Source organism: Methylobacterium sp. 13MFTsu3.1M2, from assembly GCF_900112625.1.
Classification (GTDB): Bacteria; Pseudomonadota; Alphaproteobacteria; order Rhizobiales; family Beijerinckiaceae; genus Methylobacterium.
This window is the reverse complement of the sequence record NZ_FOMM01000011.1, coordinates 183,927-207,897: the sequence shown is the minus strand read 5'-3', so window position 1 is coordinate 207,897 and position 23,971 is coordinate 183,927. Positions and strand designations below refer to the sequence as shown.

Genomic DNA, 23,971 nt, shown 5'->3' with positions numbered 1-23,971 from the left:
GCGGGAGCGGGCCGGTGGCGGCTCAGCCCAGGCGGACCCGCCAGATCTCCTCGGCGTATTCGCGCATGGCGCGATCGGAGGAGAACCACGCCATGCGGGCCGTGTTGCGGATCGCCTTCGCCCACCAGCCGCGGGGATCGCGCCACGCGGCGTCGATGGCGCGCTGCACCCGCCAGTAATCGTCGAAATCGGCGGTGAGCAGGTACTGGTCGCGCCGGCGCAGGTCGTCGGTGAGCGGCCGGAACCGGCCCGGCTCCTCCGGCGAGAACCGTCCCGAGGCGATCATGTCGAGGGCGGCGGCCAGCCGCGGCGAGGCCTGGATCGCCCGGGCCGCGTAGTCCGGCTCGGCCTGCCGGGCGCGGACGCCGTCGGCCTCCAGGCCGAAGATGAAGATGTTGTCCGCCCCGACATGGTCGCGGATCTCGATGTTGGCGCCGTCGAGGGTGCCCACCGTGAGGGCGCCGTTGAGGGCGAACTTCATGTTGCCGGTGCCCGAGGCCTCCATGCCGGCGGTGGAGATCTGCTCCGACAGGTCGGCGGCCGGGATGATCGATTCGGCGAGGCTCACCGAGTAGTTCGGCAGGAACACCACCTTCAGCCGGTCCGCGACCTCGGGATCGTCGTTCACCGCCTTGGCGACGTCGCAGGCGAGCTTGATGATCAGCTTGGCCTGGACGTAGCTCGGCGCCGCCTTGCCGGCGAAGATCTTCACCCGGGGCGTCCAGTCCCGGTGCGGCTCGGCCTTGATCGCCTGGTAGAGCGCCACGGTCTCGACCACGTTGAGGAGCTGGCGCTTGTACTCGTGGATGCGCTTGACCTGGATGTCGAACAAAGCGGCCGGATCCACGTCGATGCCGGTGCGCTCGGCGATGATCGCCGCCAGGGCCTCCTTGCGCTCCCGGCGCACGGCCGCGTAGCGCGCCACGAAGGCCGGATCCTCGGCGTGGGCCTCCAGGCCCCGGAGCAGCTCGGGATTGTCGAGCACGCCCGCGCCCACCGTCTCCACGGCGAGCCGGGTGAGACCGGGATTGGCGTTGTGGAACCAGCGGCGGAAGGTGATGCCGTTGGTCTTGTTGACGATCTTGTCCGGATCCAGCGCGTGCAGGTCGGAGAAGACCGTCGAGCGCATCAGGTCGGTGTGCAGGGCCGAGACGCCGTTGACCCGGCGCGCGCCGTGGAAGGCGAGGTGCCCCATCCGGACCCGCCGCCCGTGCGACTCGTCGATCAGCGAGATCGACGCGAGGTAGGCCGCGGCATCCGCCGATTCCTGCCGGCCGTGCTTGGCCTGCTCCTCCAGGTGCATCCAGTTGATCAGGTAGATGATCTGCATGTGGCGCGGCAGCAGCCGCTCCATCAGCTCCACCGGCCAGGTCTCCAGGGCCTCGGGCAGGAGGGTGTGGTTCGTGTAGTGCAGCGTGTGCGTGGTGACGTGCCACGCATCCTCCCAGGAGAGGCCGTAGACGTCGAGCAGGACGCGCATCAGCTCCGGCACCGCGATGGCCGGGTGCGTGTCGTTGAGCTGGATCGCCGCGTGGTCCGGCAGGGACCGGACGTCGCCGCGCTCGGCCACGTGGCGGGCCACGAGATCCTGGATCGAGGCCGCGGTGAAGAAGTATTCCTGGCGCAGGCGCAGCTCCTGGCCCTCGGCCGAGGAATCGCTCGGGTAGAGCACCCGCGAGATCGCCTCGGCGCGCATCCGCGCCGCGACCGCGCCGACATGGTCGCCGCCGTTGAAGCGGGCGAGGTCGACGGGCTCGCCGGCCTCGGCCTTCCAGAGGCGCAGGCCGTTGACGTGGCGGCCGCGCCAGCCGACCACCGGCACGTCGTGGGCCACCGCCCGCACGGTCTCGGCCGGCTGCCAGTGGCGCCGGATCACGCCCTCCTCCGGCGAGGACAGCGTGACGGTGCCGCCGAAGCCGATCGCGTAGGTCGCCTCGGGCCGGGCGAATTCCCAGGGGTTGCCCTCGGCCAGCCAGGTCTCCGGCGCCTCGCGCTGCCAGCCGTCCTCGAAGGACTGGCGGAACAGGCCGTGGTCGTAGCGGATGCCGTAGCCCATGGCCGGGATGCCGATGCTGGCCATGCTCTCCATGAAGCAGGCGGCGAGCCGCCCGAGGCCGCCATTGCCCAGCGCCGCGTCGGGCTCGGCGTCCTGCACGGCGTCGAGATCGATCCCGAGCTCCCGGAGCGCGCCGCGGGTCGTCTCGGTGAGGCCGAGATTGTTCAGCGCGTCCGACATCAGCCGGCCGATCAGGAATTCCAGCGACAGGTAGTAGACGCGCTTGTTCGGCACGCTCCGCTCGGAGGCCAGCGCGGCGGCCACGATCCGCTCGCGCAGGGCCAGCGCCGTCGCGGCGAACCAGTCGCGCGGGCGGGCGGTCTCGGGCGTGCGGCCGAGCGTGAAGGTGAGCTTGGCGCGGATCGCCTCGCGCAGGTCCACCACCGCGTCGCCGCTGCCGGACAGCACCGGGGCGGTCCAGGCGGCCGGGGCGGGCGCCTCGGTTGCGCGCTCGTCGCGCGAGACATCTTGTGGCACAGGCCGGGTCAGAACATCGTTCAACACGTGCGGGTCCCCCAAAGTCGTCGCCCCGGATTCTAGCGCCGGGGGTATCGTGGGCGGATTATCTCTTTTGATGGATTGCCGCCGCATGAACGGACGGGCGATCCGTGCCCCGAAGCGTCCGACGATGCGGTCGGCTTCCGGCGAAGTCGTGGCAGCGCCGCTCCGGCGGAGCGCACGGGCACGGCGGAGGAGATATGGCAGGGCGGCGTGACATTCCAGGCACAGCCGCGCGGCGTCGCCCTGCACAAGGGGCATGCGCACAGGTTTTGGGGGCCGCAGCCATTCCCTGGGCGACGCCGCGTCGGGGCGTTTCGCGCGCGGCGCGCGCTCTGAGCGCATCCATCGCCGGTCGCCAGCGCGCGGGTCAGCGGTTAAGCGTGGGCCGCCGATGCGAGGGGCGCAGCATGACCGACACCGTCTGGTGGAAGCGCGGGACCGTCTACCAAGTCTACCCGCGCTCCTTTCAGGACACGAATGGCGACGGGGTCGGCGACCTGCCGGGCATCACGGCGCGGCTGGACTACCTCGCATGGCTAGGGGTCGACGCCGTGTGGATCTCGCCGGTCTACCCCTCGCCCATGGCCGATTTCGGCTACGACGTGGCCGATTACTGCGGGATCGACCCGTTGTTCGGCACGCTGGCCGATTTCGACGCCCTCGTGGCCGAGGCCCATCGGCGCCGGCTGAAGGTGATCCTCGACTTCGTGCCGAACCACTCCTCGATCGCGCATCCCTGGTTCTCCGAGAGCCGGTCGTCGCGCGCGAGCCCGAAGCGGGACTGGTACATCTGGCGCGACCCGGCGCCTGGCGGCGGCCCGCCCAACAACTGGCTGTCGAATTTCGGCGGCCCGGCCTGGACGCTGGATGAGACCACCGGCCAGTACTACTACCACGCCTTCCTGGCGGAGCAGCCGGATCTGAACTGGCGCAACCCCGCGGTGCGGGCGGCCATGCACGACGTGCTCCGCTTCTGGCTGGAGCGCGGGGTCGACGGGTTCCGGGTCGACGTGATCTGGCACCTGATGAAGGATGCGGGATTCCGCGACAACCCGGCCAATCCCGACTACGCGCCGGGCTCGCCCGAGATCAACCGCTTCACCCAGGTCTACTCCGCCGACCGGCCCGAGATCTTCGACGTGATCGCCGGGATGCGGGCGGTGCTGCGCCAGTACGGCGAGCGCGTGCTGATCGGCGAGATCTACCTGCCGGTGGAGCGGCTGGTCGCCTATTACGGCCCGGACCTGACCGGGGCCGACCTGCCGTTCAATTTCCAGCTGATCCAGACCCCGTGGCGGGCCGACGCGGTGGCCGACCTCGTGGCGCAGTACGAGGCGGCCCTGCCCGAGGGCGGCTGGCCGAACTGGGTGCTGGGCAACCACGACCAGCCGCGCATCGCCGCGCGGGTCGGGCCGGCGCAGGCCCGCATCGCCGCGATGCTGCTGCTGACCCTTCGAGGCACGCCGACCCTCTACTACGGCGACGAGATCGGCCTCGGCCACGTGCCGATCCCGCCCGACCGCGCCCGGGATCCCTGGGAGCACAACGAGCCCGGGCACGGCCGCGACCCGGAGCGCACGCCGATGCAGTGGGACGACAGTCCCCAGGCCGGCTTCTCCACCGCCGAGCCCTGGCTGCCGCTGGCGGCGGATTGGGCAGCCTGCAACGTCGAGAGCCAGCGCTCGGATCCGGGCTCGATGCTCACCCTGCACCGGCGGCTGCTCGCCCTGCGCCGCGACCACGCGGCGCTCGCCGTGGGCGGCTACCGCGAGGTGCCGCTCGGGATCGCCGAGGTGTTCGCCTACGAGCGCTTCGCCGACGGGGCCGTCCTGCGCGTGCTGCTGAATTTCGGCGCGGCGTCGCAGGACCTGCCGCTGCCCGAGGGGGCCTGGACCGTGCTGCTCTCGACCCGTCCGGGGCGCGCGGGCGAGCCGGCCGGCCTCACCCTCGCGCTGGAGCCCGCCGAGGGGGTGATTCTGCGCCGCGCCGGGTGACGCGAGGCCGCCCCGGCTCCGGCACCCGTCAGGCCGGGGACCGAATCAGGGGCTCGGCGGGCACCGCCGATCGGTCGAAGACGGACGAGCGGGACCCGTCCGGTTACGCCGGGCGCCGTCGTTCCGGGCCGAAGATCTGTATCCAGCGGCCGAAATCCGCCGTGGCGGCGCGATTTCTCGCTGCGATGCCACATAGGTAAGTGACGCTTAATCACCACGGTGGCCTATTTTGTGCGTCGCAACGGAACCGTCGCGGCGAAGGAGCATTGGCCGTGGTTGAGATCGTGACAGCCGTGCCTGCCCGGTCGACTGCCAGACCGGGGCATTCCGCCCGGCCAGGATCAATGCTGATGCTCGATGCGCGCCGTGGTGGTCCCTTCGCCGAGTGGTCGTCCGGCGAGGGGAACGGCGTCGGTCCCGTACCGGTTCCGGCCCGGCCGGCCTCGCTGCGCCGCCGCATCCTCTACGCGACGCCCGAGATGGCGGATTTCGTGAAGACCGGCGGCCTCGGCGAGGTCTCGGCCGCCCTGCCCCGGGCCCTGGTCCCGCACTACGACATCCGCGTCCTGATCCCGGGCTACCGGCAGGTCCGGGCCGCCTTCCCGGAGATCCCGGTCGTCGCCCGCCTCGAGGGCTTCGCGGGCATTCCCGCCTGCGACCTCGGCCTGGTCGAGGCGGCCGACGGCCTGCGGATCTACGTCCTGCTCAGCCCCGACCTCTACGAGCGCGACGGCACGCCCTACGGCGACCAGCACGGCGATTTCGGCGACAACGACCTGCGCTTCGCCCGCCTCAGCCTCGCGGCGGCGGACCTCGCCACCGGCGCCGATCCCGACTGGGCGGCCGACATCCTGCACCTCAACGACTGGCAGGCGGCCCTGGCGCCGGCCTATCTCGCGTGGCGCGGCCGGCGGGTCCCGAGCGTGCTGACCATCCACAACCTCGCCTACCAGGGCCTGTTCCCCCGGGACGCCCTGCCCCGGCTCGGCGTGCCGGACTCGGCCTTCCAGGTCGACGGCGCCGAGTTCTACGGACAGCTCTCCTTCCTGAAGGCCGGCATCTTCTACGCCTCGCAGGTCACCACGGTGAGCGAGACCTACGCGCGGGAGATCCAGACGCCCGAGCTGGGCTGCGGCCTCGACGGGCTGCTGCGCACCCGCGCCGGCCAGGGCCGGCTCGCCGGCATCCTGAACGGCATCGACGAGAGCTGGGATCCGACCACCGACCCGCACCTCGCCACGCGCTTCGAGATCGACGACTGGAAGGGCAAGCGCGCCAACACCGAGGCGGTGCGCCAGCAATTCGGCCTCGCGGTCTCCCGCGGGCCGCTCTTCGCCATCGTGTCGCGCCTCGTGCACCAGAAGGGCATCGACCTGAGCCTGCAGGCGGCCGAGACCATCGTGGCCGGGGGCGGCCAGCTCGTGGTGATCGGCCAGGGCGAGGGCCGGTTCGAGCAGGCGCTCCGCGGCCTCGCCCAGCGCCATCCCGACGCGGTCGGCGTGCATGTCGGCTTCGAGGAGGCGCAGGCCCGGCGGATGTTCGCCGGCAGCGACTTCCTGCTGATGCCCTCGCGCTTCGAGCCCTGCGGCCTCGCCCAGATGTACGCGCAGCGCTTCGGCTCCCTGCCGATCGTGCGCCGGACCGGCGGCCTCGCCGACACGGTCGAGGACGGCGTGACGGGCTTCACCTTCGGGGAGGCTTCGGCCGCCTCCTTCGGGGCGGCGGTGCGGCGGGCGCTGGAGGCCTTCGGCCAGAAGAAGCGCCTCAACGCCATGCGGCGGCGGGCCATGGCGGCCCGCTTCGGCTGGGACCAGGCCGCCGACAACTACGCCGGGCTCTACGGCCGGGCCATCGGCAACAGCGTCGGGCTGCGCTGGCGGGCGGCGTAGGGACTTCTCGCGGCCCCTCTCTTCTCTTCTCTTCCGCTCCGCGAGGCGGGTGAGCCCGTTCGGGTCAGATCATCCCTGCCAGCGGGGCGGGCGCTTCCCGGCGCGCCGCCTCGCTGGGCTCCGCAGGCGAGCCCGGACCCGGAGCGGTCATCGGAGGCGGGATCCGGACCCGCTGTCGGCGCGGAACGCGGCGCGCCGGCGGGTCCGGATCCCGGGTTCCGCCGCGCGGCCCCTCACCCCTCCAGCAGGAAGATCATCGTGGCGAGCGGCGGCAGGGTCAGCGACAGGCTCTGACCCTGGCCGTGGCTCGCCTGATCGTCGGTGTGGCGGCCGCCCTGGTTGCCCAGGTTGGACCCACCGTAGACCCCGGCATCCGAGTTGAACGCCTCGCGATAGAAACCCGCCTGCGGCACGCCGATCCGGTAGCCCTCGCGCGGCACCGGCGTGAAGTTCGACACCACGATCGCCACCTCGCCGGGCTTGGCACCCTTGCGGGCCCAGGCGATGACGCTGTTGTCCTGGTCGTCCGCCACCAGCCACTGGAAGCCGGTATGCTCGACGTCGCGGCCGTAGAGGGCCGGGGTCGAGACGTAGAGCCGGTTCAGGTCGCGGATCACGCTCTGGACGCCCTCGTGCAGGGGATCGTCCAGGAGGTGCCAGTCCAGGCTGTTGTCGTGGTTCCACTCCCGCTCCTGGCCGAACTCGCCGCCCATGAACAGCAGCTTCTTGCCGGGATGCCCCCACATGAAGCCGTAATAGGCCCGGAGATTCGCGAATTTCTGCCAGCGGTCGCCCGGCATCTTGCCGAGCAGCGAGCCCTTCCCGTGCACGACCTCGTCGTGGGAGAGCGGCAGGATGAAATTCTCCGAGAAGGCGTAGAGCAGCCCGAAGGTCAGGTTGTGGTGGTGGTAGCGGCGATGGATCGGATCCTCCTGCATGAAATGCAGGGTGTCGTGCATCCAGCCCATGTTCCACTTGAAGCCGAAGCCGAGGCCGCCCGTGTAGGTCGGGTGCGAGACGCCCGGCCAGGAGGTCGATTCCTCCGCCACCGTGATCGTCCCCGGGGCGTGGCTGTAGGTCGCCTCGTTGGTCTTGCGCAGGAAGTCGATGGCGTCGAGGTTCTCGTTGCCGCCGTAGCGGTTCGGGATCCACTCGCCCTGGCGGCGCGAGTAGTCGAGGTAGAGCATCGACGCGACGGCATCCACGCGCAGGCCGTCGAGGTGGTAGTGTTCCAGCCAGAACCGGGCGTTGGCGGCGAGGAACGTCGCGACCTCGGTCCGCCCGAAATTGTAGATGTAGGTGCCCCAGTCCTGGTGGAAGCCCTGGCGCGGGTCGGCGTGCTCGTAGAGATGCGTGCCGTCGAACAGGCCGAGCCCGTGGGCGTCGAGCGGGAAGTGGCCCGGCACCCAGTCGAGCAGCACGCCGATTCCGGCCTCGTGGGCCGCGTCCACGAAGGCGGCGAAGTCCTCAGGGCTTCCGAAGCGGCTCGTCGGCGCGAACAGCGAGACCGGCTGGTAGCCCCAGGACCCGTCGAACGGGAACTCGGTGATCGGCAGCATCTCGATATGGGTGAAGCCCAGATCCTTCACGTAGGGGATCAGCCGGTCGCCGAGTTCCTTGTAGGTGAGGTAGCGGTTGCCCTCCTCGGGCACCCGCGCCCAGGAGCCGAGATGGACCTCGTAGATCGAGATCGCCGCGTGGCGCGGGTCCTTGGCGCCGCGGGTGCTCATCCAGCCGGAATCGCGCCAGTCGAAGTCGCTCGACCCGTGGGTGACCGAGGCGGTCTCCGGCGGGTGCTGGGCCGCGAAGGCGACCGGGTCGGCCTTGAGCGGGACCAGGGATCCGTCGGGGCCGCGGATCTCGAACTTGTAGCGCACGCCGGCCTTGAGGCCCGGCACGAACAGCTCCCAGATGCCGCCGTCCTGCCAGAGGCGCATCGGGTGGCGCCGCCCGTCCCAGTCGTTGAAGTCGCCGACGACGCTGACCTTGCGGGCGTTGGGCGCCCAGACGGCGAAGCGGAAGCCGTCGATGCCGTCGAGCTGCCCCGACTGGGCGCCGAGCATCCGGTAGACGAGGTTGGTGCCGACCTCGCGGAGCGCCGCCACGTCGTACTGCTCGATCGAGGAGCCGAAGCCGTAGGGGTCGTAGCGGCGGCGCTTCGTCCCGTCCCAGGACTCGACCTCGATCTCGTAGAGGGGCCGGTGCTCGCCCTCGGCCTTCGCGACCCAGAACCCGTCCGGGTGGCGCTTCTCGAAGGGCGCGGTGCGGCCATCCATCACCAGGGTGGCGGCCCGCGCCTCGGGCAGCACGGCGCGCACCTCCCAGGCCTTCGGCCCGACCCTGTGGGGCCCGAGCACCGCGAAGGGGTCGCCGTGGTTGGCGGCCATCAGCGCGGCGATCGCGTCCGGGTGGACGCTCGGCGGCTGCGCGGCGCCGGAGTCCGGGACATCCGCGGTCCGCGCCGTCCCCGCGCCCGGGTCGGCCCGTCGTGCGAAGGTCTCGTCGATCGCCGTCATTCAGATGCTCCGGGCTCGTGTCCGTCCGTGTCCAGAATGGTGAGAACCCCACGGGCGGGGATTTCGATCCAGTCCGGCCGGTTGTTGGCCTCGTAGTCGACCTCGTAGAGCGCCTTGGTCAGCAGGCAGAGGCGCAGCAGACGGGTCCGGCTCTCCGGATCGGTCACCGCCGCCCGGGAGCCCTCGACCGCCGTCTCGTAGCCGGCGAGGAACGCCGCCTCGATCATGCCGCGCCACGCGGTCGCCGCGTCCCGCGCCCGCTCCTCGGAATCGGCGAACCGCGCGGTGATCTCCCGGATCACCGTCTCGGCGCCGTACGCGAAGGAGCGCATCAGCCCGGCGACGTCCCGCAGGGGCATCGACTTGGCCCGGCGCTCGTCGGCCGGCCGCGAGGGCTCGCCCTCGAAATCGACGATGATCAGGTCGTTCTCGGCGACCAGCACCTGGCCCAGGTGGTAGTCGCCGTGGATGCGGGTCTTGTGGGCGCCCCGGACCGGCGCTTCGGTGAGCGCGGCGATCAGCGCCTCGACCTCGCCCCGGCGCTGGCCGAGCTCCGCGCAGGCCGGCTTGCCGGCGTCGAGGCCGCGGTCGGCGAGGCCCTTGAGCGCCCGGAAGGCGCGCTCGGCCTGGTGGCGGGCGTCGCGCGCCAGCACGGCGAGGTCGTCCCCGGTGAACGGCTCGGCCGCGAAGGCCGGGTCGTCGGTCTCGATGGCGAGCGCCGCGTGCAGCTCGGCGGTGCGCCGGCCGAGCAGGTCGGCCCAGGGCCGGTGGGCCTGGAACGCCTCCTCGGGGGTCGCGGCCTCGCTCTCGGGCGTGAGCACCACGGTCTCGAAGTCCCGGCGCAGGCCCTCCAGCATCAGGGTCCAGGCGTCGCCCTGGTTCATCACGAACTTCTGCAGGACCGCCAGGGCGGTCCGGGTGCCGTCCTCGGCGACATGCTCCAGGGTGCCGAGCAGGGCGGGGGTGTTCGAGAACCCCGCCTTCTCGGTGAGGAAGCGCCCGACCTCGATCTCGGGGTGCAGGCCTGGCTGCAGGCGGCGCAGCAGCTTGAGCATCATCTTCGAGCCGATGGCGATCGAGGTGTTGCTCTGCTCGCCCGAGAGCCGGCGGATGTCGGCCACGTCGACCGTGACGTCCGGGTCGAAGGCCGAGGTGACGGCGAAGACGAGCCGCCCGGTTTCCGTGGGGATCTCGCGGGCCTGCCGCATGTCGTCGATCAGGCAGGCGGCGAAGTCGTTGGAGCCGGCCGCCCCGTAGAGCAGGCCGGTGCGCGGCCCCCGGCGCACCCGCGCCACCGCGAAGGGCATGAGGGTCTCGTCCTCGCGGCCCTCCTCGACGCCCACGGGCACGAAGTATTCCTGGGTCTCGCCGCTGGCGAGCTGCACCTGCAGCCGCGGCAGCAGGAAGCGCGCGCTGCCGTCGACGTCCTTCAGGGCGGCGCAGTCGACGACCTTCGTGGCCTTGATCCGCGAGCCCTTGGCGCCGAACCAGCGCCGGCTCGTCAGGAACGGCGGCACCACGGTGCGCTCGAAGGCGACGCGCTCGCGCCCGCTCATCAGGGTCTCGATCCCGCCGGTGAGCACGAGGGTGAACAGCTCGGGCGGCTCCTGCTGCGGGCCGATCACCCCCGACCGGGCGGCGCTCAAGGAGAACCAGTAGAAGCCGTAGGACGGCAGGGTCAGCAGGTAGGGCAGGTCGCCGATCGGCGGGAACTCGGTGCCGCCGGTCAGCTCGATCGGCACCGCGGTGCGCAGCTCCGACAGGTCGAGCTGCACCGCCTGCGGCGCGCGCGACAGGTTCGCCACGCACAGGATCCGCTCGTCCTCGTGCTCGCGGATCCAGGCGAGCACCTTCCGGTTCGACGGGTACAGGAACTGGATGGTGCCGCGCCCCAGCGCGACGCTGTTGTTGCGGATCGCGATCATGCGCCGCGTCCAGTTCAGCAGGCTCGTCTGGGCCTGGGTCTGCGCCTCGACGTTGATCGCGTCGAACCCGTAGATCGGGTCCTGAATCGCCGGCAGGAACAGCTTCTGCGGGTTCGCCCGGGAGAAGCCGCCGTTCCGGTCGGGCGACCACTGCATCGGCGTGCGCACGCCGTCGCGGTCGCCGAGGTAGATGTTGTCGCCCATGCCGACCTCGTCGCCGTAGTAGAGCACCGGCGTGCCGGGCATCGACAGGACGAGGGACTTCATCAGCTCGATCTTGCGCCGGTCGTTCTCGAGGAGCGGCGCGAGGCGTCGGCGGATGCCGAGGTTGATCCGGGCGCGCCGCTCGGCGGCGTAGAACGACCAGAGGTAGTCACGCTCCTCGGCCGTGACCATCTCGAGCGTCAGCTCGTCGTGGTTGCGCAGGAAGATCGCCCACTGGCAGCCCTCCGGGATCTCCGGGGTCTGGCGCATGATGTCGGTGATCGGGTGCCGGTCCTCCCGGGCGATCGCCATGTACATCCGCGGCATCAGCGGAAAATGGAACGCCATGTGGCACTCGTCGCCGTCGCCGAAATACTGCGCGGTCTCCTCGGGCCACTGGTTGGCTTCGGCGAGCAGCATCCGGTCGGGGTAGCTCGCGTCCAGCGCGGCGCGGATCGCCTTGATGACGTCGTGGGTCTCGGCGAGGTTCTCGCAGTTCGTGCCGTCGCGCTCGATCAGGTAGGGGATCGCGTCGAGCCGCAGGCCGTCGACGCCCATGTCGAGCCAGTAGCGCATCACGTCGATGACCGCTTCCAGCACCTTCGGGTTGTCGAAGTTGAGATCCGGCTGGTGACTGTAGAACCGGTGCCAGAAATACTGCTTGGCGACCGGGTCCCAGGTCCAGTTCGACGCCTCGGTGTCGAGGAAGATGATCCGCGTGTCCTTGTACGGCTCGTCGGTGTCCGACCAGACGTAGAAGTCGCGCTCGGGCGAGCCGGGAGGGGCCTCGCGGGCGGCCTGGAACCAGGGGTGCTGGTCCGAGGTGTGGTTGATGACGAGCTCGGTGATGACCCGCAGACCGCGCTCGTGCGCCGCCTCCACGAAGGCCTTGAAGTCCTCCATGGTCCCGTAGGACGGGTTGATGTCCCGGTAATCGGCGATGTCGTAGCCGTCGTCGCGCAGCGGCGAGGGATAGAACGGCATCAGCCAGATCGCCGTCACGCCGAGATCGCGCACGTAGTCGAGGCGCTGGGTCAGGCCCTCGAAATCCCCGATCCCGTCGTTGTTCGAGTCGAAGAACGACTTGACGTGGATCTGGTAGATGATGGCGTCACGGTACCATTGCGGGTCGCTGCGATCGATCATCGCGTCGCTGCCTCATCGGTCGAGTCTGACGGGACCGGCGGGGGACCCGGCCGGGGCGCGGGCGGCGGGCCGCCGCGCGGGTGCGAGGGTCGGCGACGGGAATTCCCGCCGCCGCATTCAAGGGCCATGGCCGAGTGCCACGCGCGGCCTCAGCCCGCAACCCGCCGCGGCGCCCGGAGGCGCCAGATCACGCAGGATCGCTCGGCCGGATCGAGGGCGATGCGGTGGGTCTTGCCGCGCAACTCGAACGTGTAGCCCTGGAGCAGGTCCTCGACCTCGACGGCGCCGTCGTCGGGCAGGCCGAACAGCCAGAGCGGCACCTCGTAGGTGCATTCCTGGCGGTTCTTCGGGTCGAGGTTGACCATGGTGAAGACGCAGTTGTCGCGCTCCGGCGTCGCCTTGGCGTAGGCGATGATGTTGTCGTTCCAGGCGCCCGTGAAGGTCACGTTGCGGAAATCCCAGAGAGCGGGGTTCTCGCGCCGGATCTTGTTTAGCTTGACGATGTGCTCGCGGATGTTGCCGGGCCGGTCGTAGTCCCAGGCCTTGAGCTCGTATTTCTCGGAGTTGAGATACTCCTCCTTGCCCGGGTACGGCGCGGCCTCGCACAGCTCGAAGCCGTTGTAGATGCCGTAGACCGACGACAGGGTCGCGGCGAGCGTGCCGCGGATGACGAACCCCGCCCGCCCGCTGGTTTGGAGGAAGTACGGGTTGATGTCGGGGGTGTTGGCGAAGAAGTTCGGGCGGTAGTACTCGCCCATCTCGCCGGCCAGCTCCAGGGCGTAGTCGGTGAGCTCCTGCTTGGTGTTGCGCCACGTGAAGTAGGTGTAGCTCTGCTGGTAGCCGGCCTTGGCGAGCTTCTTCATCATCTTCGGCCGGGTGAAGGCCTCGGCGAGGAAGATCGCGTCCGGGTAGCGGCCGTTGACCTCGCCGATCACCCATTCCCAGAACGGGATCGGCTTGGTGTGCGGGTTGTCGACCCGGAAGATGCGCACGCCGCGCGCGCACCAGCCGAGCAGGATGTCGCGCAGCTCGATCCAGAGCGAGGGCAGGGCGCCCCCGTAGAAGTGGACGTTCGAGATGTCCTCGTACTTCTTCGGCGGGTTCTCGGCGAATTTCAGGGTGCCGTCGGGGCGCCACTCGAACCATTCCGGGTGGTTCTTGATCCAGGGATGGTCCGGCGAGCACTGGATCGCGAAGTCGAGGGCGATCTCCATGCCGTAGGCGTGGCTCGCCGCAACCAGCCGCTCGAAATCCGCGAGCGTGCCGAGGTCGGGATGCACGGCCTCGTGGCCGCCCTCCTCGGCGCCCACCGCGTAGACCGAGCCGACATCGCCGGGCTCGGCCTTGAGGGTGTTGTTCTTCCCCTTGCGGTTCGTGCGGCCCACGGGGTGGATCGGCGTGAAGTAGAGGACGTCGAAGCCGAGCTCGCGGATCTCGGGCAGGCGCCGGATCACGTCGTCGAAGGTGCCGTGGCGGTTCACGTCCATCGACTGGGAGCGCGGGAAGATCTCGTACCAGGCGGAGAACCGGGCCGCGAGGCGGTCGGCGATCACCGGCAGGGTCACGGGGTATTGGGTCAGGTTCACCCGCTCGGCGTTGCGGCGCACGAGGCTCGATGCCTCGGGCTGAAGGATCCGGTCGAGCTGGGCGGCCGAGCCCGTCTCCTCGGCGGCCAGCGCGGCCACGAGCGCGGCAAGGCGCTCGGCGTCGCGGCCGCCGCGGGTCCGGGCGAGCGAGGCCGCGGTCCCGACGAGCGCCACGCCCTCGATCGTCTCGAGCCGCACGTCGACGCCGGCGGCGCGCTTCTTCAGGGTGTCGCGCACCCAGGACGAGAACGCGTCGCGCCACGCGATCAGGGTGAACTCGTAGCGGGCGTTCCGCTCGAGGGGGAAGTGCCCGGCCCAGCGGTCGTTGTCGACGAAGACCATCGGGTCCTCGCGCCAAGTCTCGCCTCCAGACGCCTCGGTGCCGGCGACCCGCGACAGGATCGCGGCGTCGATGATCTCGTGGCCGTCGGAGAAGATGTCGGCCTCGACCCGCAGGGACTCGCCGACGATCCGCTTCACCGGCGAGCGGCCGCCGTCGATCTCGGGGCTCACGGCCTCAATCACCACCCGCCCCTCCCCGTCCGGGGTGCCGCGCGCGGGAAGCCGGGCGACCTGCTGGGCGCTGGCCGCGAGGATGCGGAGCTCGCCCGGCATCAGGTCGATGGCGCTGCCGGGATGGAACGCGATCGGCTCGGCCTCCGGGGTCCGGTCGACGAAGGCGCCGAGCATCCCGCCGGTGCGGGCGATGAGCGACCCGGCCTCGACCGGCACCGGCCGGTCGGTCGGGTTGTAGAGCACGATCAACCCGTGCCGCGCCGAGGCCGGGTGGCCGGTGTCGAAGCGGGCGAGCGCCACCAGATCGCTGTCGGGGGCCGAGATCCGGATCTGCGCGCCCTCGACATTGGCGGCCGGCAGCTCCGCCCGCAGGGCGTTGATCGCCCGAATGGAGGCGGAGATGTCGATGCCGGTCTCATTCTCGCGGTCGCGCGGGGTGGTCTCGACCACGTGCAGCGCCCGCCGGTAGCCCCACTCGTAGCCGATCGGCATGAGCACGCCGGCCGAGAAGAAGGCCGCGAGCGCGTAGCGGGTGCGCAGGTGCGCCGCCACCGCCTCCGGGCCGCCGCCGATCTCGGCGGCGAGCCGCGTCATGTCGTGATTCTCGGGGAAGGCGATCGAGGGGGCCAGCACCCGCAGGCGCTCGTACTGCTCGAGCGCCCAGGGCTTCCTCAGGTCCCACCACGCGAAGGAGTTGAACAGGTAGTCGAAGCCGGCGCCGGCCGTGGCCCGGGCCTCCTCGAAGGTGCAGCCCAGGGTCTCGGCGGCGAACAGGCAGGCGGGGTCTTGGCTCTTGGCCTGCCCGATCAGCACCCGCCAGGTCTCCGGTGGCACCTTGTAGGCGGCGTCGCACCGGAAGCCCTTCACGCCGAGGCCCTGGAGATGCGCCACGTAGGCGCCCCAGATCCGGGTGAGTTCGTCCCGGGCGGAGGGGGTGTGGTAGTCGAGCTCGGCCAGGTCGCCCCAGACGGTGCGGATCGACGGGTCGTCCGGGTCGACGGCGGCCGGGTGCATGATCGAGCCGTCGGGCTCCTTCATGAACAGGTCGGGCCGCTCGGTGGCGAGCCGGGCGTTGTCGGCGGTGTGGTTGATCACGAGGTCGGTCATCACCGACAGGCCCAGAGCCGCGGCGGCGGTGCAGAAGCGGCGGATCTGCTCGTCGTCGGGCGTGCCGTCGGGGTCGCGGAACCGCTCGTCCAGGCGCTCGGGATCGGCGACCGCGTAGAGGCTCCGCGAGCCGCCGGTCTGGTGAAACGGGTTGAGGTAGACCCAGTCGAAGCCGAGGGCGGCGATCCGCGGCAACTCGGCCGTCCAGTCCGAGACGCGCCCGACCAGGAGCGGGAACAGGTTGTAGATCCGCGGCCCCTCGGCCCGGGGGGCCAGCGAGGCCGGGAGGACGGCTTCGGCTCCAGATGTCGCGGCGGCTTTGGTCGGTGCGTTCATGCGGCCCTTCGGCTCCCGTTCTCTGGATCGTAACGCCCGAACCGCCCCGGTGTGCCTCGCGATCCGGTCCGACGTGTCTCAGCAGAGACGTGTCTCAGCAGACTTGCGTGACAGGGCTGCGGAGGCGGCACCGGCAGAACCGCCCTCGTCCTTGCGAGCGGAGCGAAGCAATCCAGCAACGCCACGCTGATCCAGGCTGCGCTGCCGTGGGTCGCTTCGCTGCGCTCGCGATGACGGAGGGATCACGGCTCCCGCCGCAGCACCGCGTAGGGCAGGTCGCGCAGGAGGTCGCCGAGATCGGCGCCCTCCCCGTCGCTCTCAACCACCCGTTCGAAGACAAGATCCCGCCAGCGAGTCCCCGTCCCGAGATCCACCCGGGTGCCGGCAAACGCCTCGCCCGACCAGCCGGCCTCACCGACCAAGCCTGCGAAGAGCCGCGGCACGGCGACGAACAGGTCGCCACCCTCCAGGCTCGGATCGGTCCGCCGGTAGGCGATGACGTGGTTGACCCGCGGCCCCGTCGCGGCGACGGGCTCGTAGGCGGCGCTGGCGTAGAAATCCGGACGCTCGGTCCGCTCCGCGAGGAGCCGTGTCAGCGTCGCCTGCTTCACCCGCCCGTCCGGCCAGTGCGCCAGCAAGTCCGCGGGCGCCCCGCCCTCCTCCAGCATCCGTTCCAGGGCCGGGTAGTCCACCGGGCGCCGGTTGTCGGGGTCGACGAAGGAGAAGTCCCAGATCTCGGTGCCCTGGTAGGTGTCGGGCAGGCCCGGCAGGGTGCATTTCAGGACCGTCCGGCCGAGGCTCGCCAGCATGCCGAGATGGGCGAGCCGTCGGGCGAAGGGCCGGAGTTCGCTCAGGAAATCCGACCCCGGGGCGATCAGCGCCGTGAACAGCCGCTTGACCGCGCCCTCGTAGACCTCGTCGACGTTGACCCAGCTCGACCGGCGCTTGCCCTCCCGCATGGCCTTCTCGCCGTAGGCGATCAGCCGGTCCCGGAAATCCGCGATCGCCCCGGCCTCGTCCCGCTCCAGCAGATCCAGCGGCCAGGCGCCAAGGATCGCCTGGAAGAACATCCACTGGTCGTTGGCGTCCGGGGCCGGCTCGCCGTCGATCCGGGCGAGGTGCGGGCCGGCGACCCGCTGCCACAAGTCCCAGGCCTTGGCCCATTCCTCGGGGATCTCCGAGAGGGCGAGCAGCCGCGTGCGGGCATCCTCGCCCCGCTTGGTGTCGTGGGTCGCGGTGGTGATCATGGCGCTCGGCCAGTCCCGGGCGCGGGCGATCTGCAGATCGTGGAAGTGCTCCGCGTCGATCCCGTACTCGCCCGGATCGCCGCCGACCTCGTTGAGGCCGAGGAGACAGGCGTAGCGGTAGAACAGCGTGTCCTCCAGGCTCTTGGCCATGACCGGGCCGGTGAGCTGCTGGAACCGGCGGCGGAAGCGCAGCACCACCCGCGGGTCCGGCCGGCCGGGGCCCGCCGTCTCGACCCGACCGAGCAGGACGTCGGCGGCGAAGTCGTGGACCGAGCGGTCCGGCAGGCTCGACCAGCGCTTGGCCTTGGCGACGGCGCTCTCGATCAGGCGGACATCCTCGGGCTCGACCTCGCCCTCCTCCAGATCCGACGGCAGGTAGCTCCGGTAGGTCGGGAAGCGCGCGATGATCTCGATCAGCGCCCGGCGGAGCGCGTTGACGGTGAAGTCGCGGGTGCGCCGGTCGGCGTCGGCGACCTCCTTGAGGTCGGTGGTCAGCACCTCCAGCTCGCTCGCGAAGCTGATCTCGAGGATCTCGGCCTTGGCGGCGCGGAGCTGGAAGCCGTAGGGCTCGTCGAACCCCGTGGCCCAGGTGTAGAGCCGCTCGATTTTCCCGCGCCGGCTCTTGTCGACCAGGATCCCGTCGAGCTGGTTGAGCACGTCGTAGCCCGTGGTCCCGGCCACCGGCCAGGGCCGCAGCCGCTCGCCCGGCTCCAGGATCTTCTCGACGACGACGTAGAAGCCCGGTCCGACAGCCGCCTGGAGCGCCCTTGCGTAGCCCAGCGGGTCGGCGAGGCCGTCGATATGGTCGATGCGCAGGCCGTCGATCCGGCCCTCGCGGACGTGCCGGAACACGGTCTCGTGCGAGCGGTGGAAGATGTCGGACAGCTCGACCCGCAGGCCGGCGAGCGAGTTCACGTCGAAGAAGCGGCGGTAGTTGATGTCGCTCGACGCCACCCGCCAGTGGGCCAGCCGGTAGGCCTGCGCCTCCAGCAGCCGGTGCAACGGCCCGAAACTGTCCGGGCGGCCCTTGAAGCCGTTGAGCAGCGCCAGCGTGCTGGCGGTGGCCTCTTGGATCAGCGGCGACACGCCGTAGATCTCGGCGAGCCGGCGCTTCAGCCCCTCGGCCTCCTCGGGGAAGCCTTTGCGGCGGGTCTCGTCGGTATCGATCGACATCGCCCGCAGCCGCTCGGAGATGGCGAGCAGTTCCGCGGTGGTGTCGTCGTCCACCGCCCCGATCGCGGCGATCACCCGGTTGAGAATGGTCGGGTAGCTCAAGGGGCGGATCGGCAGCTGGTGCTCGTAGTGCCAGACGCTGAAGGCGCCCTTCTCGGGGTCGAACTTCAATTCTAGCGTGCCCTTCTCCAGGGCCTCACCGTAGCGGTCGCCGAGGAATGGGATCACGAGGTTGCGCCCGGCCCCGAGCCGCTGCCAGTCGATGTCGAAGGCGTCGGCGAAGGGCGACAGGGAGCCCCATTCGAGCACCGAGAGCCACCACGGATTGTCGGAGCCGCCGACGCCCATGTGGTTCGGGACGATGTCGAGCAGGAGCTTGATCCCGTGGGCGTGGAGCGTCTCGGAGAGCGCGATGAAGCCCTCCTCGCCGCCGAGCTCCGGGTTGATCGCGCCGTGATCGACGATGTCGTAGCCGTGGGTCGAGCCGGGCCGCGCCTTCTGGAGCGGCGAGGCGTAGACGTGGCTGATCCCGAGCCGGTGCAGGTAGGGGACGATCCGGCCCGCGTCCGCGAAGGTGAAGTCCTTGTGGAACTGCAGCCGGTAGGTCGCGCGCGGCGGCGGCGCGGCGAGCCGCGCGGCGCCCGAGCGCGGGCCCCGCGCCTCGGCCGAGAGGGACGCCGCGAGCTTCGCCAGCGGCCCGCCGGGGGCGGCGATGTCCACGAGATCCCGGTCGAGCTTGCGCCGCCAGTTCGGGTAGCCCTCGGTCGAGCCGGGCACGTTGGCCTGGGCGAGTTCCGAGACCACGTCCTCGTACTGGACGGCGGTGAGCATCGCGGGCGCGCGGGCGAGGTAGCGGGCGGCGGCCTCGAAGGGCGCGGAATCCGGCGGCTCGGCGGAGGGCAGCAGCTGCTCGGCCGCCAGCGCCTCGGCGAGGCGGCGGCGCTCGACGACGCGCTCGCCCCGCTCGACCTCGGCCCGCTCCTGATCGTAGAGGCCGAGCGACTGGCGGGTGTCGGTGTCGACCCCGCGCCACCAGCCGACGAAGGTCGGCAGGTCGTGGGTGGTGATGGCGGTGAGCGCGTCCCGCGGGTAGGCCGAGGGCGGCTTGAAGCGTCCGTCGGCCTCGCGCTCGAAGGCGAGGATCCGGTAGCTCAGCACCCCGGCCCGCATCAGCGCGTCGGAGAAGCCTTCCGGCGCCGTGCCGAGATCCTCCGCGATGACGAGGCACTTGTTGCGGTGGCTCTCCAGCCGCAGCACCGCCAGCATCGGCTCGAACGGCATGGCCACGTAGGCGCCGGCCTGGGCCCCCGCCCCCAGCGGGATCAGGAACAGGCGGGCGAGCTGGAAGGCGTGGTCGATCCGGATCGCGCCGGCGTGGCGCATGTTGGCCTGGACCAGGGCCCGGAAGGCCGCGAGCCCGTCGCGCTCCATCGCCAGCGGATCGAAGGCCGGCAGGCCCCAGTTCTGGCCCTTCGGTGCGAGCAGGTCCGGCGGCGCGCCGATCGAGACCTTGTCGGCGAAGCGCTCGGGATGCGACCAGATCTCGGAGCCGCCCCGGTCGGCGCCGACCGCGAGGTCGCGGTAGAGCCCGACCCGCATGCCGGCCCCAAGCGCCGCCGCGGAGGCCTCGGCAAGCTGCCGGTCGGCGAGGTACTGCAGCCACGCGTGGTAGCCGACGAGGTCCGCGTTCCCCGCCGCGAAGGCTCGGACCGCCTCCGTGCCGGCGCGGCGATACGCCTCCGGCCAGTCGCCCAGCCAGTGCGCCCCCTGCCCCCGGAAATGCTCGGACAGCGCCTCGAACAGGGCGTGCGCTTCGAGATCCTCCCCGCCCTCCTGGCGGAACTGCTCGAAGCCCGCGTCGGTGCCGGCCCGGGCCGGTGACTCGGCCCAGAGCGCCCGGAGCACCGGGTCGAGCACGTCGTGGACGCCCTGGTGGTCGACGAGGGCGGCCTCGCGCAGAGCCGTGATCGCGTCCGCGCGCTCGGCGAGCAGCGCCTCGGCCCGGGAGCCCGCGAGCCCCGCCAGGCTGCGCGGGGCGATGAACAGCGTCTCCAGGAACAGCCGCGAGGAGGGCGAGTAGGGCGAGATCTTGGTCCGGTCGGAGCCGAACAGGGCGTGGACCGGGCTGAGCCCCAAGAACGCCGCCCCACGCAGGGCGGCCTCGCGGGCGGCCTCGCCGGCATCCGCGTAGGTGCCGATGCCGATATTGGTGGCCGAGCGCAGGCCGTAGAGCTGGGCGGCCATGCCCCAGTCGGAGGCGCCCTCCTCCGTGTAGGGCCGCGGGCGCCAGCAGCGCTGCGGCGCGGCGATCACCCAGGCCTCGGCGCGGGTCTGCCCGGCCTGGACGGTGAGGCGGTGATAGCCCGGGGTCAGCGGCGGCAGCTCGAAGCCGGGCTCCGACCCCTGCGGGTTGGCCCGGCCCTCGCGAGCGGCGCCGCGCTCGTCGACGAGGCGCCAGACCAGGGTGTGGGGCGCGCCGTCCTGCGGGCGCACCGGCACCCGGGCGGCCCGGCGGGCCTCCACCGGCAGGAGCGGCGGGATCAGGCCGCGGCGCAGGCGCTCGACCTCCGCGAGGCTCGCGGCGATCGCCGCCTCGTCCTCCACCGCGAAGCCGAGGGCCGCCAGCAGGCCGCGGCGCACCTCCAGCGACGTCTCGACGGGCTGGCCGAAGGCGTCGGTGTAGCCGGGGGCGACGCCGACGAGGTCGGCGAGTGTCTCGAGGCGGCTCACGCGCGGGACTCCGTCAGGAACACGCCCGTCCAGGACGGGAGATCGCGTCCGGCCCCGTCCGGGGCGTTGGTCCAGACCGGCCGGGCACCGCCCGGATCCAGCGCGAAGGGTTCGGTCCCGACATTGGCGACGAAGCGCAGGGTGCCGGCGCCGAAGCGCCACGTGCAGTCGACCACGTCCGGGCGCGGCATCGCGGCGGCGGCGCCGTCGTAGCCGGACTTCGCCAGGGGCACGACCACGTCGCGGCGCAGCCCCAGGAGCCGCGTCGTCTCGGCCAGCACCTCGCGGTGGGGCGAGCGCTCCCGCTCGGACCAGTCGAGCTTCGAGGCCGCGAAGGTCTCGGCCTCGGTCGGGTCCGGGATCTTGGAGGTGTCGTCCGCGAAGGCCGCGAAGCTCTTGAACTCCCGGCGGCGGCCGTCGCGCACCGCCTTGTTCAGGTCCGCGTCGGGCGCGAAGTCGACGAAGAACAGGAACGGCGCCGAGGCCGACCATTCCTCGCCCATCCAGAGCATCGGGATCTGCGGTGCCAGGAGGAGCCCGGCCCGGGCGAGGTCGAGTTTCTTGGGATCCGCGAGGTGGTTGAGCCGCTCGCCGAGCGCCCGGTTGCCGACCTGATCGTGGTTCTGCAGGAAGGTCACGAAGGCGGAGGGCGGCAGGTGCCCGGAGGGCTCGCCGCGCGGGTGGTTGTCGAGCGTCGGGAAGGGCTCGCCCTGGTAGGCGAAGCCCTCGGCGAGGCAGCGGGCCAGGTGGGCGACCGGTTTGTCGGCAAAGCTTTTATAGTAGCCGGCGTCCTCGCCGGTGAGCAGGACGTGCCAGCAATGGTGCAGGTCGTCGGCCCACTGGGCGTCGTGCATCTTCGGGCGCCCGGCGGCGTCGCGCTCCAGCCAGCGGGCCTGGTTGGCCTCGTTCTCCAGCATCAGGTGGATCTGCCGGTTCGGGAAGATCCTCCGGATCGTCTCGCCGAGCTCGGCCAGGAAGTGGCGGGGCGAATCGTCGAGGATGGCGTGGACGGCGTCGAAGCGCAGGCCGTCGAAATGGTACTCCTCCAGCCAGTACAGGGCGTTCTGGATGAAGAACTGCCGCACCGTGGCGCCGCTCTCCTTGCCGTCGAAGTTGATGCCCGCGCCCCAGGGGGTCTGGTGGCGCTCGGTGAAGAACGTCCCGGCATAGGCGTGGAGGTAGTTCCCGGCCGGCCCGAAGTGGTTGTAGACCGCGTCGAGATAGACCATCAGGCCGAGCCCGTGTGCGGCGTCGATCAGGCGCTTGAGGTCGTCCGGTCGACCGTAGGCGCCGTCCGGCGCGTAGGGCTGGACGCCGTCGTAGCCCCAGTTGCGCGAGCCCTTGAAGTCGGCGAGCGGCAGCAGCTCGAGGGCGGTGACGCCGAGCGCCTTGAGGTCGGCCAGCCGGGCCTGCAGGCCGGCATAGGTGCCCTCCGGCGTCGCGGTGCCGACATGGCACTCGTAGATCACCGCCTCCTCGAAGGGTCGCCCGGTCCAGCCCGCGTCGGACCACTCGAAGCTCCGCGGGTCGATCACCTCGCTGAGGCCCGAGACGTCGTCCGGCTGGAAGCGGGAGGCGGGATCGGGCACGACGAGGTCGCCGTCGACGCGGAAGCCGTAGCGGGCGCCGGGCTTCACCCCCGGCAGGGCCGTGCGGCGCCAGCCGCCGCCGGATTCGGGCAGCGGGTGGTCGACGCCGTCGACGACGAGGTCGACGCTCCGGGCGGTGGGCGCCCAGAGGGCGAAGCGGACGCCGCCCCCGACCATCTCGGCCCCGAAATCCATGCTGTGGGCGCGCCGCATCGGGCCACCGTCCTCGTCATTGGCCGCGCGACCGGGACGCAAGCGCGGCAGGATCATCTGTCGTGGGAGAAGGCCCCGGGCCCGATCCGGTTCCCGCAGCGCAGCTATGGCGGAGCGGCCGCGTGGCAATGGGGTATCGGCGGGCGTGACGGCGAGGTGACGGCCAGGTGACGGCGGAGGGCAGCGGCGTGACGGCGGGCCGCGCGGAAACTAAGCCGCAGTTCCGTCCGCGCGGGGCGGCCCTATCTTGCCCGGCCGGCACTCTCGTCGGTCTGGGAGCGGACACTGGGTCGGGCGCATATCATCGGCATCCACGGGCTCGCCAACAAGCCGCCCCGGGACGAGAAGGCCGCCTGGTGGCGCGCCGCGATCCACGAGGGGCTCGACCGCAATCTCGGGCTCCGGGTCGCGGAGCCCGACCTGCCCTTCACCTTCGTCTACTGGGCCGACCTGCGCTACCCGCAGCCGCTCGCGGGCGACCGCAACCGCGAGCCCTACCGCCCCGATCACGGCCTCGGGCCGTTCCCCTCCCCAGCGGGGGAGCCGGAGCGCGCCGAGCCGACCCTCACCGACCGGATCTACCGCGGCCTGTCGCACCTGCAGGAGGCCGCCGGGCTGACGCCGGTGGACGACCTGATCCTGGAATACCGCCTCGACGACCTCTGGGGCTACTACGAGGACGCGGACTTCCGGGCGGCGGCGCGGGCGCGCCTGCGCGATGCCCTGGCGGCGGCCGCATCCGACACCGTGCTGATCGCCGCGCACTCGATGGGCGGCCTGATCGCCTACGACGTGCTGCGCGCCGCCGAGGCGGACGGGACGCCGATGCCCCGCTGCGACCTCGTCACCCTCGGCGCGCCCCTCGGGCTCGCCGAATTGAAGCTGAAGCTCGCCGACGAGCACGGCGACCTCCGGGTGCCTGCGGCGCTCGCTGCCTGGAACAACCTGATGGACCGCCAGGACATCGCCACGGTGGGCGACGACCTCGCGGCCCTCTACGCGCCGAACGCCGCCGGGGTGCGGGTGCGGGACGTGCCGGTGATCAACGCCTACCGGAGGCCGGACGGCGCCGAGAACCGGCACAAATCCTACGGCTACCTGCGGACCCCGGAATTCGCCCGGGTCGTGGCCGGGTTCCTGAACGCCGCGGCCTGAGGGCTCCGGGGAGCGGGCCGCGCTCCGCCGCGCGCCGCCTCCCCCGCCCCGGGACGCGCGCCGCCCGGGTCGGGGCGCGGGCCTGCCG

The 23,971-nt window shown here is 71.5% G+C and carries 9 protein-coding genes; 3 read left to right on the top strand and 6 right to left on the bottom strand.

Translation table 11 applies throughout. From position 1 onward, the window contains the following. Nucleotides 1-22: 22 nt before the first annotated feature. Nucleotides 23-2,647 carry a glycogen/starch/alpha-glucan phosphorylase gene (locus tag BM314_RS12605; protein WP_244539926.1) on the bottom strand — a complete coding sequence of 875 codons (2,625 nt, stop codon included), beginning with the start codon at nucleotides 2,645-2,647 and terminating at the stop codon, nucleotides 23-25. 317 nt (nucleotides 2,648-2,964) lie between these two features. Between BM314_RS12605 and BM314_RS12600 the strand changes: the two genes are divergently transcribed. Continuing rightward, entirely contained in the window at nucleotides 2,965-4,551 is a 1,587-nt protein-coding gene (locus tag BM314_RS12600; RefSeq protein ID WP_091978318.1) for an alpha-amylase family glycosyl hydrolase, read from the top strand. A 350-nt stretch (nucleotides 4,552-4,901) separates the two neighbouring features. Further along, nucleotides 4,902-6,440, top strand: coding sequence for a glycogen synthase GlgA (gene glgA, locus BM314_RS12595; RefSeq protein ID WP_091978336.1), 1,539 nt, complete (start codon nucleotides 4,902-4,904; stop codon nucleotides 6,438-6,440). Between the two features lie 233 nt (nucleotides 6,441-6,673). On the opposite strand, the gene glgB is transcribed toward glgA, so the two are convergent. The 5 genes from glgB to treZ all read right to left on the bottom strand — a co-directional run bounded on the left by glgB (nucleotide 6,674) and on the right by treZ (nucleotide 22,728). Next, complete coding sequence (glgB, locus tag BM314_RS12590; RefSeq protein ID WP_091978317.1) at nucleotides 6,674-8,956, bottom strand: 1,4-alpha-glucan branching protein GlgB; 2,283 nt, start codon at nucleotides 8,954-8,956, stop codon at nucleotides 6,674-6,676. After that, the gene (treS, locus tag BM314_RS12585; RefSeq protein ID WP_042672719.1) at nucleotides 8,953-12,231 is read right to left on the bottom strand and encodes a maltose alpha-D-glucosyltransferase; all 3,279 of its coding nucleotides are present in this window, start codon (nucleotides 12,229-12,231) and stop codon (nucleotides 8,953-8,955) included. The genes glgB and treS overlap by 4 nt, the downstream gene beginning before the upstream one ends. 149 nt (nucleotides 12,232-12,380) lie before the next feature. After that, nucleotides 12,381-15,776: a maltotransferase domain-containing protein gene (locus tag BM314_RS12580; protein ID WP_091978316.1), complete on the bottom strand. Its 3,396-nt coding sequence runs from the start codon at nucleotides 15,774-15,776 to the stop codon at nucleotides 12,381-12,383. A 242-nt stretch (nucleotides 15,777-16,018) separates the two neighbouring features. Next, a complete protein-coding gene (locus BM314_RS12575) occupies nucleotides 16,019-20,926 on the bottom strand; it encodes a malto-oligosyltrehalose synthase (RefSeq protein WP_091978315.1) in 4,908 nt (1,635 codons plus the stop codon). Next, nucleotides 20,923-22,728: a malto-oligosyltrehalose trehalohydrolase gene (gene treZ / locus BM314_RS12570; RefSeq protein ID WP_091978335.1), complete on the bottom strand. Its 1,806-nt coding sequence runs from the start codon at nucleotides 22,726-22,728 to the stop codon at nucleotides 20,923-20,925. Before treZ ends, BM314_RS12575 begins: the two co-directional genes overlap by 4 nt. 285 nt (nucleotides 22,729-23,013) lie before the next feature. Here treZ and BM314_RS12565 point away from each other — a divergent pair, with 285 nt between their 5' ends. Beyond that, nucleotides 23,014-23,883 carry a hypothetical protein gene (locus BM314_RS12565; protein WP_091978314.1) on the top strand — a complete coding sequence of 290 codons (870 nt, stop codon included), beginning with the start codon at nucleotides 23,014-23,016 and terminating at the stop codon, nucleotides 23,881-23,883. The last annotated feature ends 88 nt before the right edge of the window (nucleotides 23,884-23,971 follow it).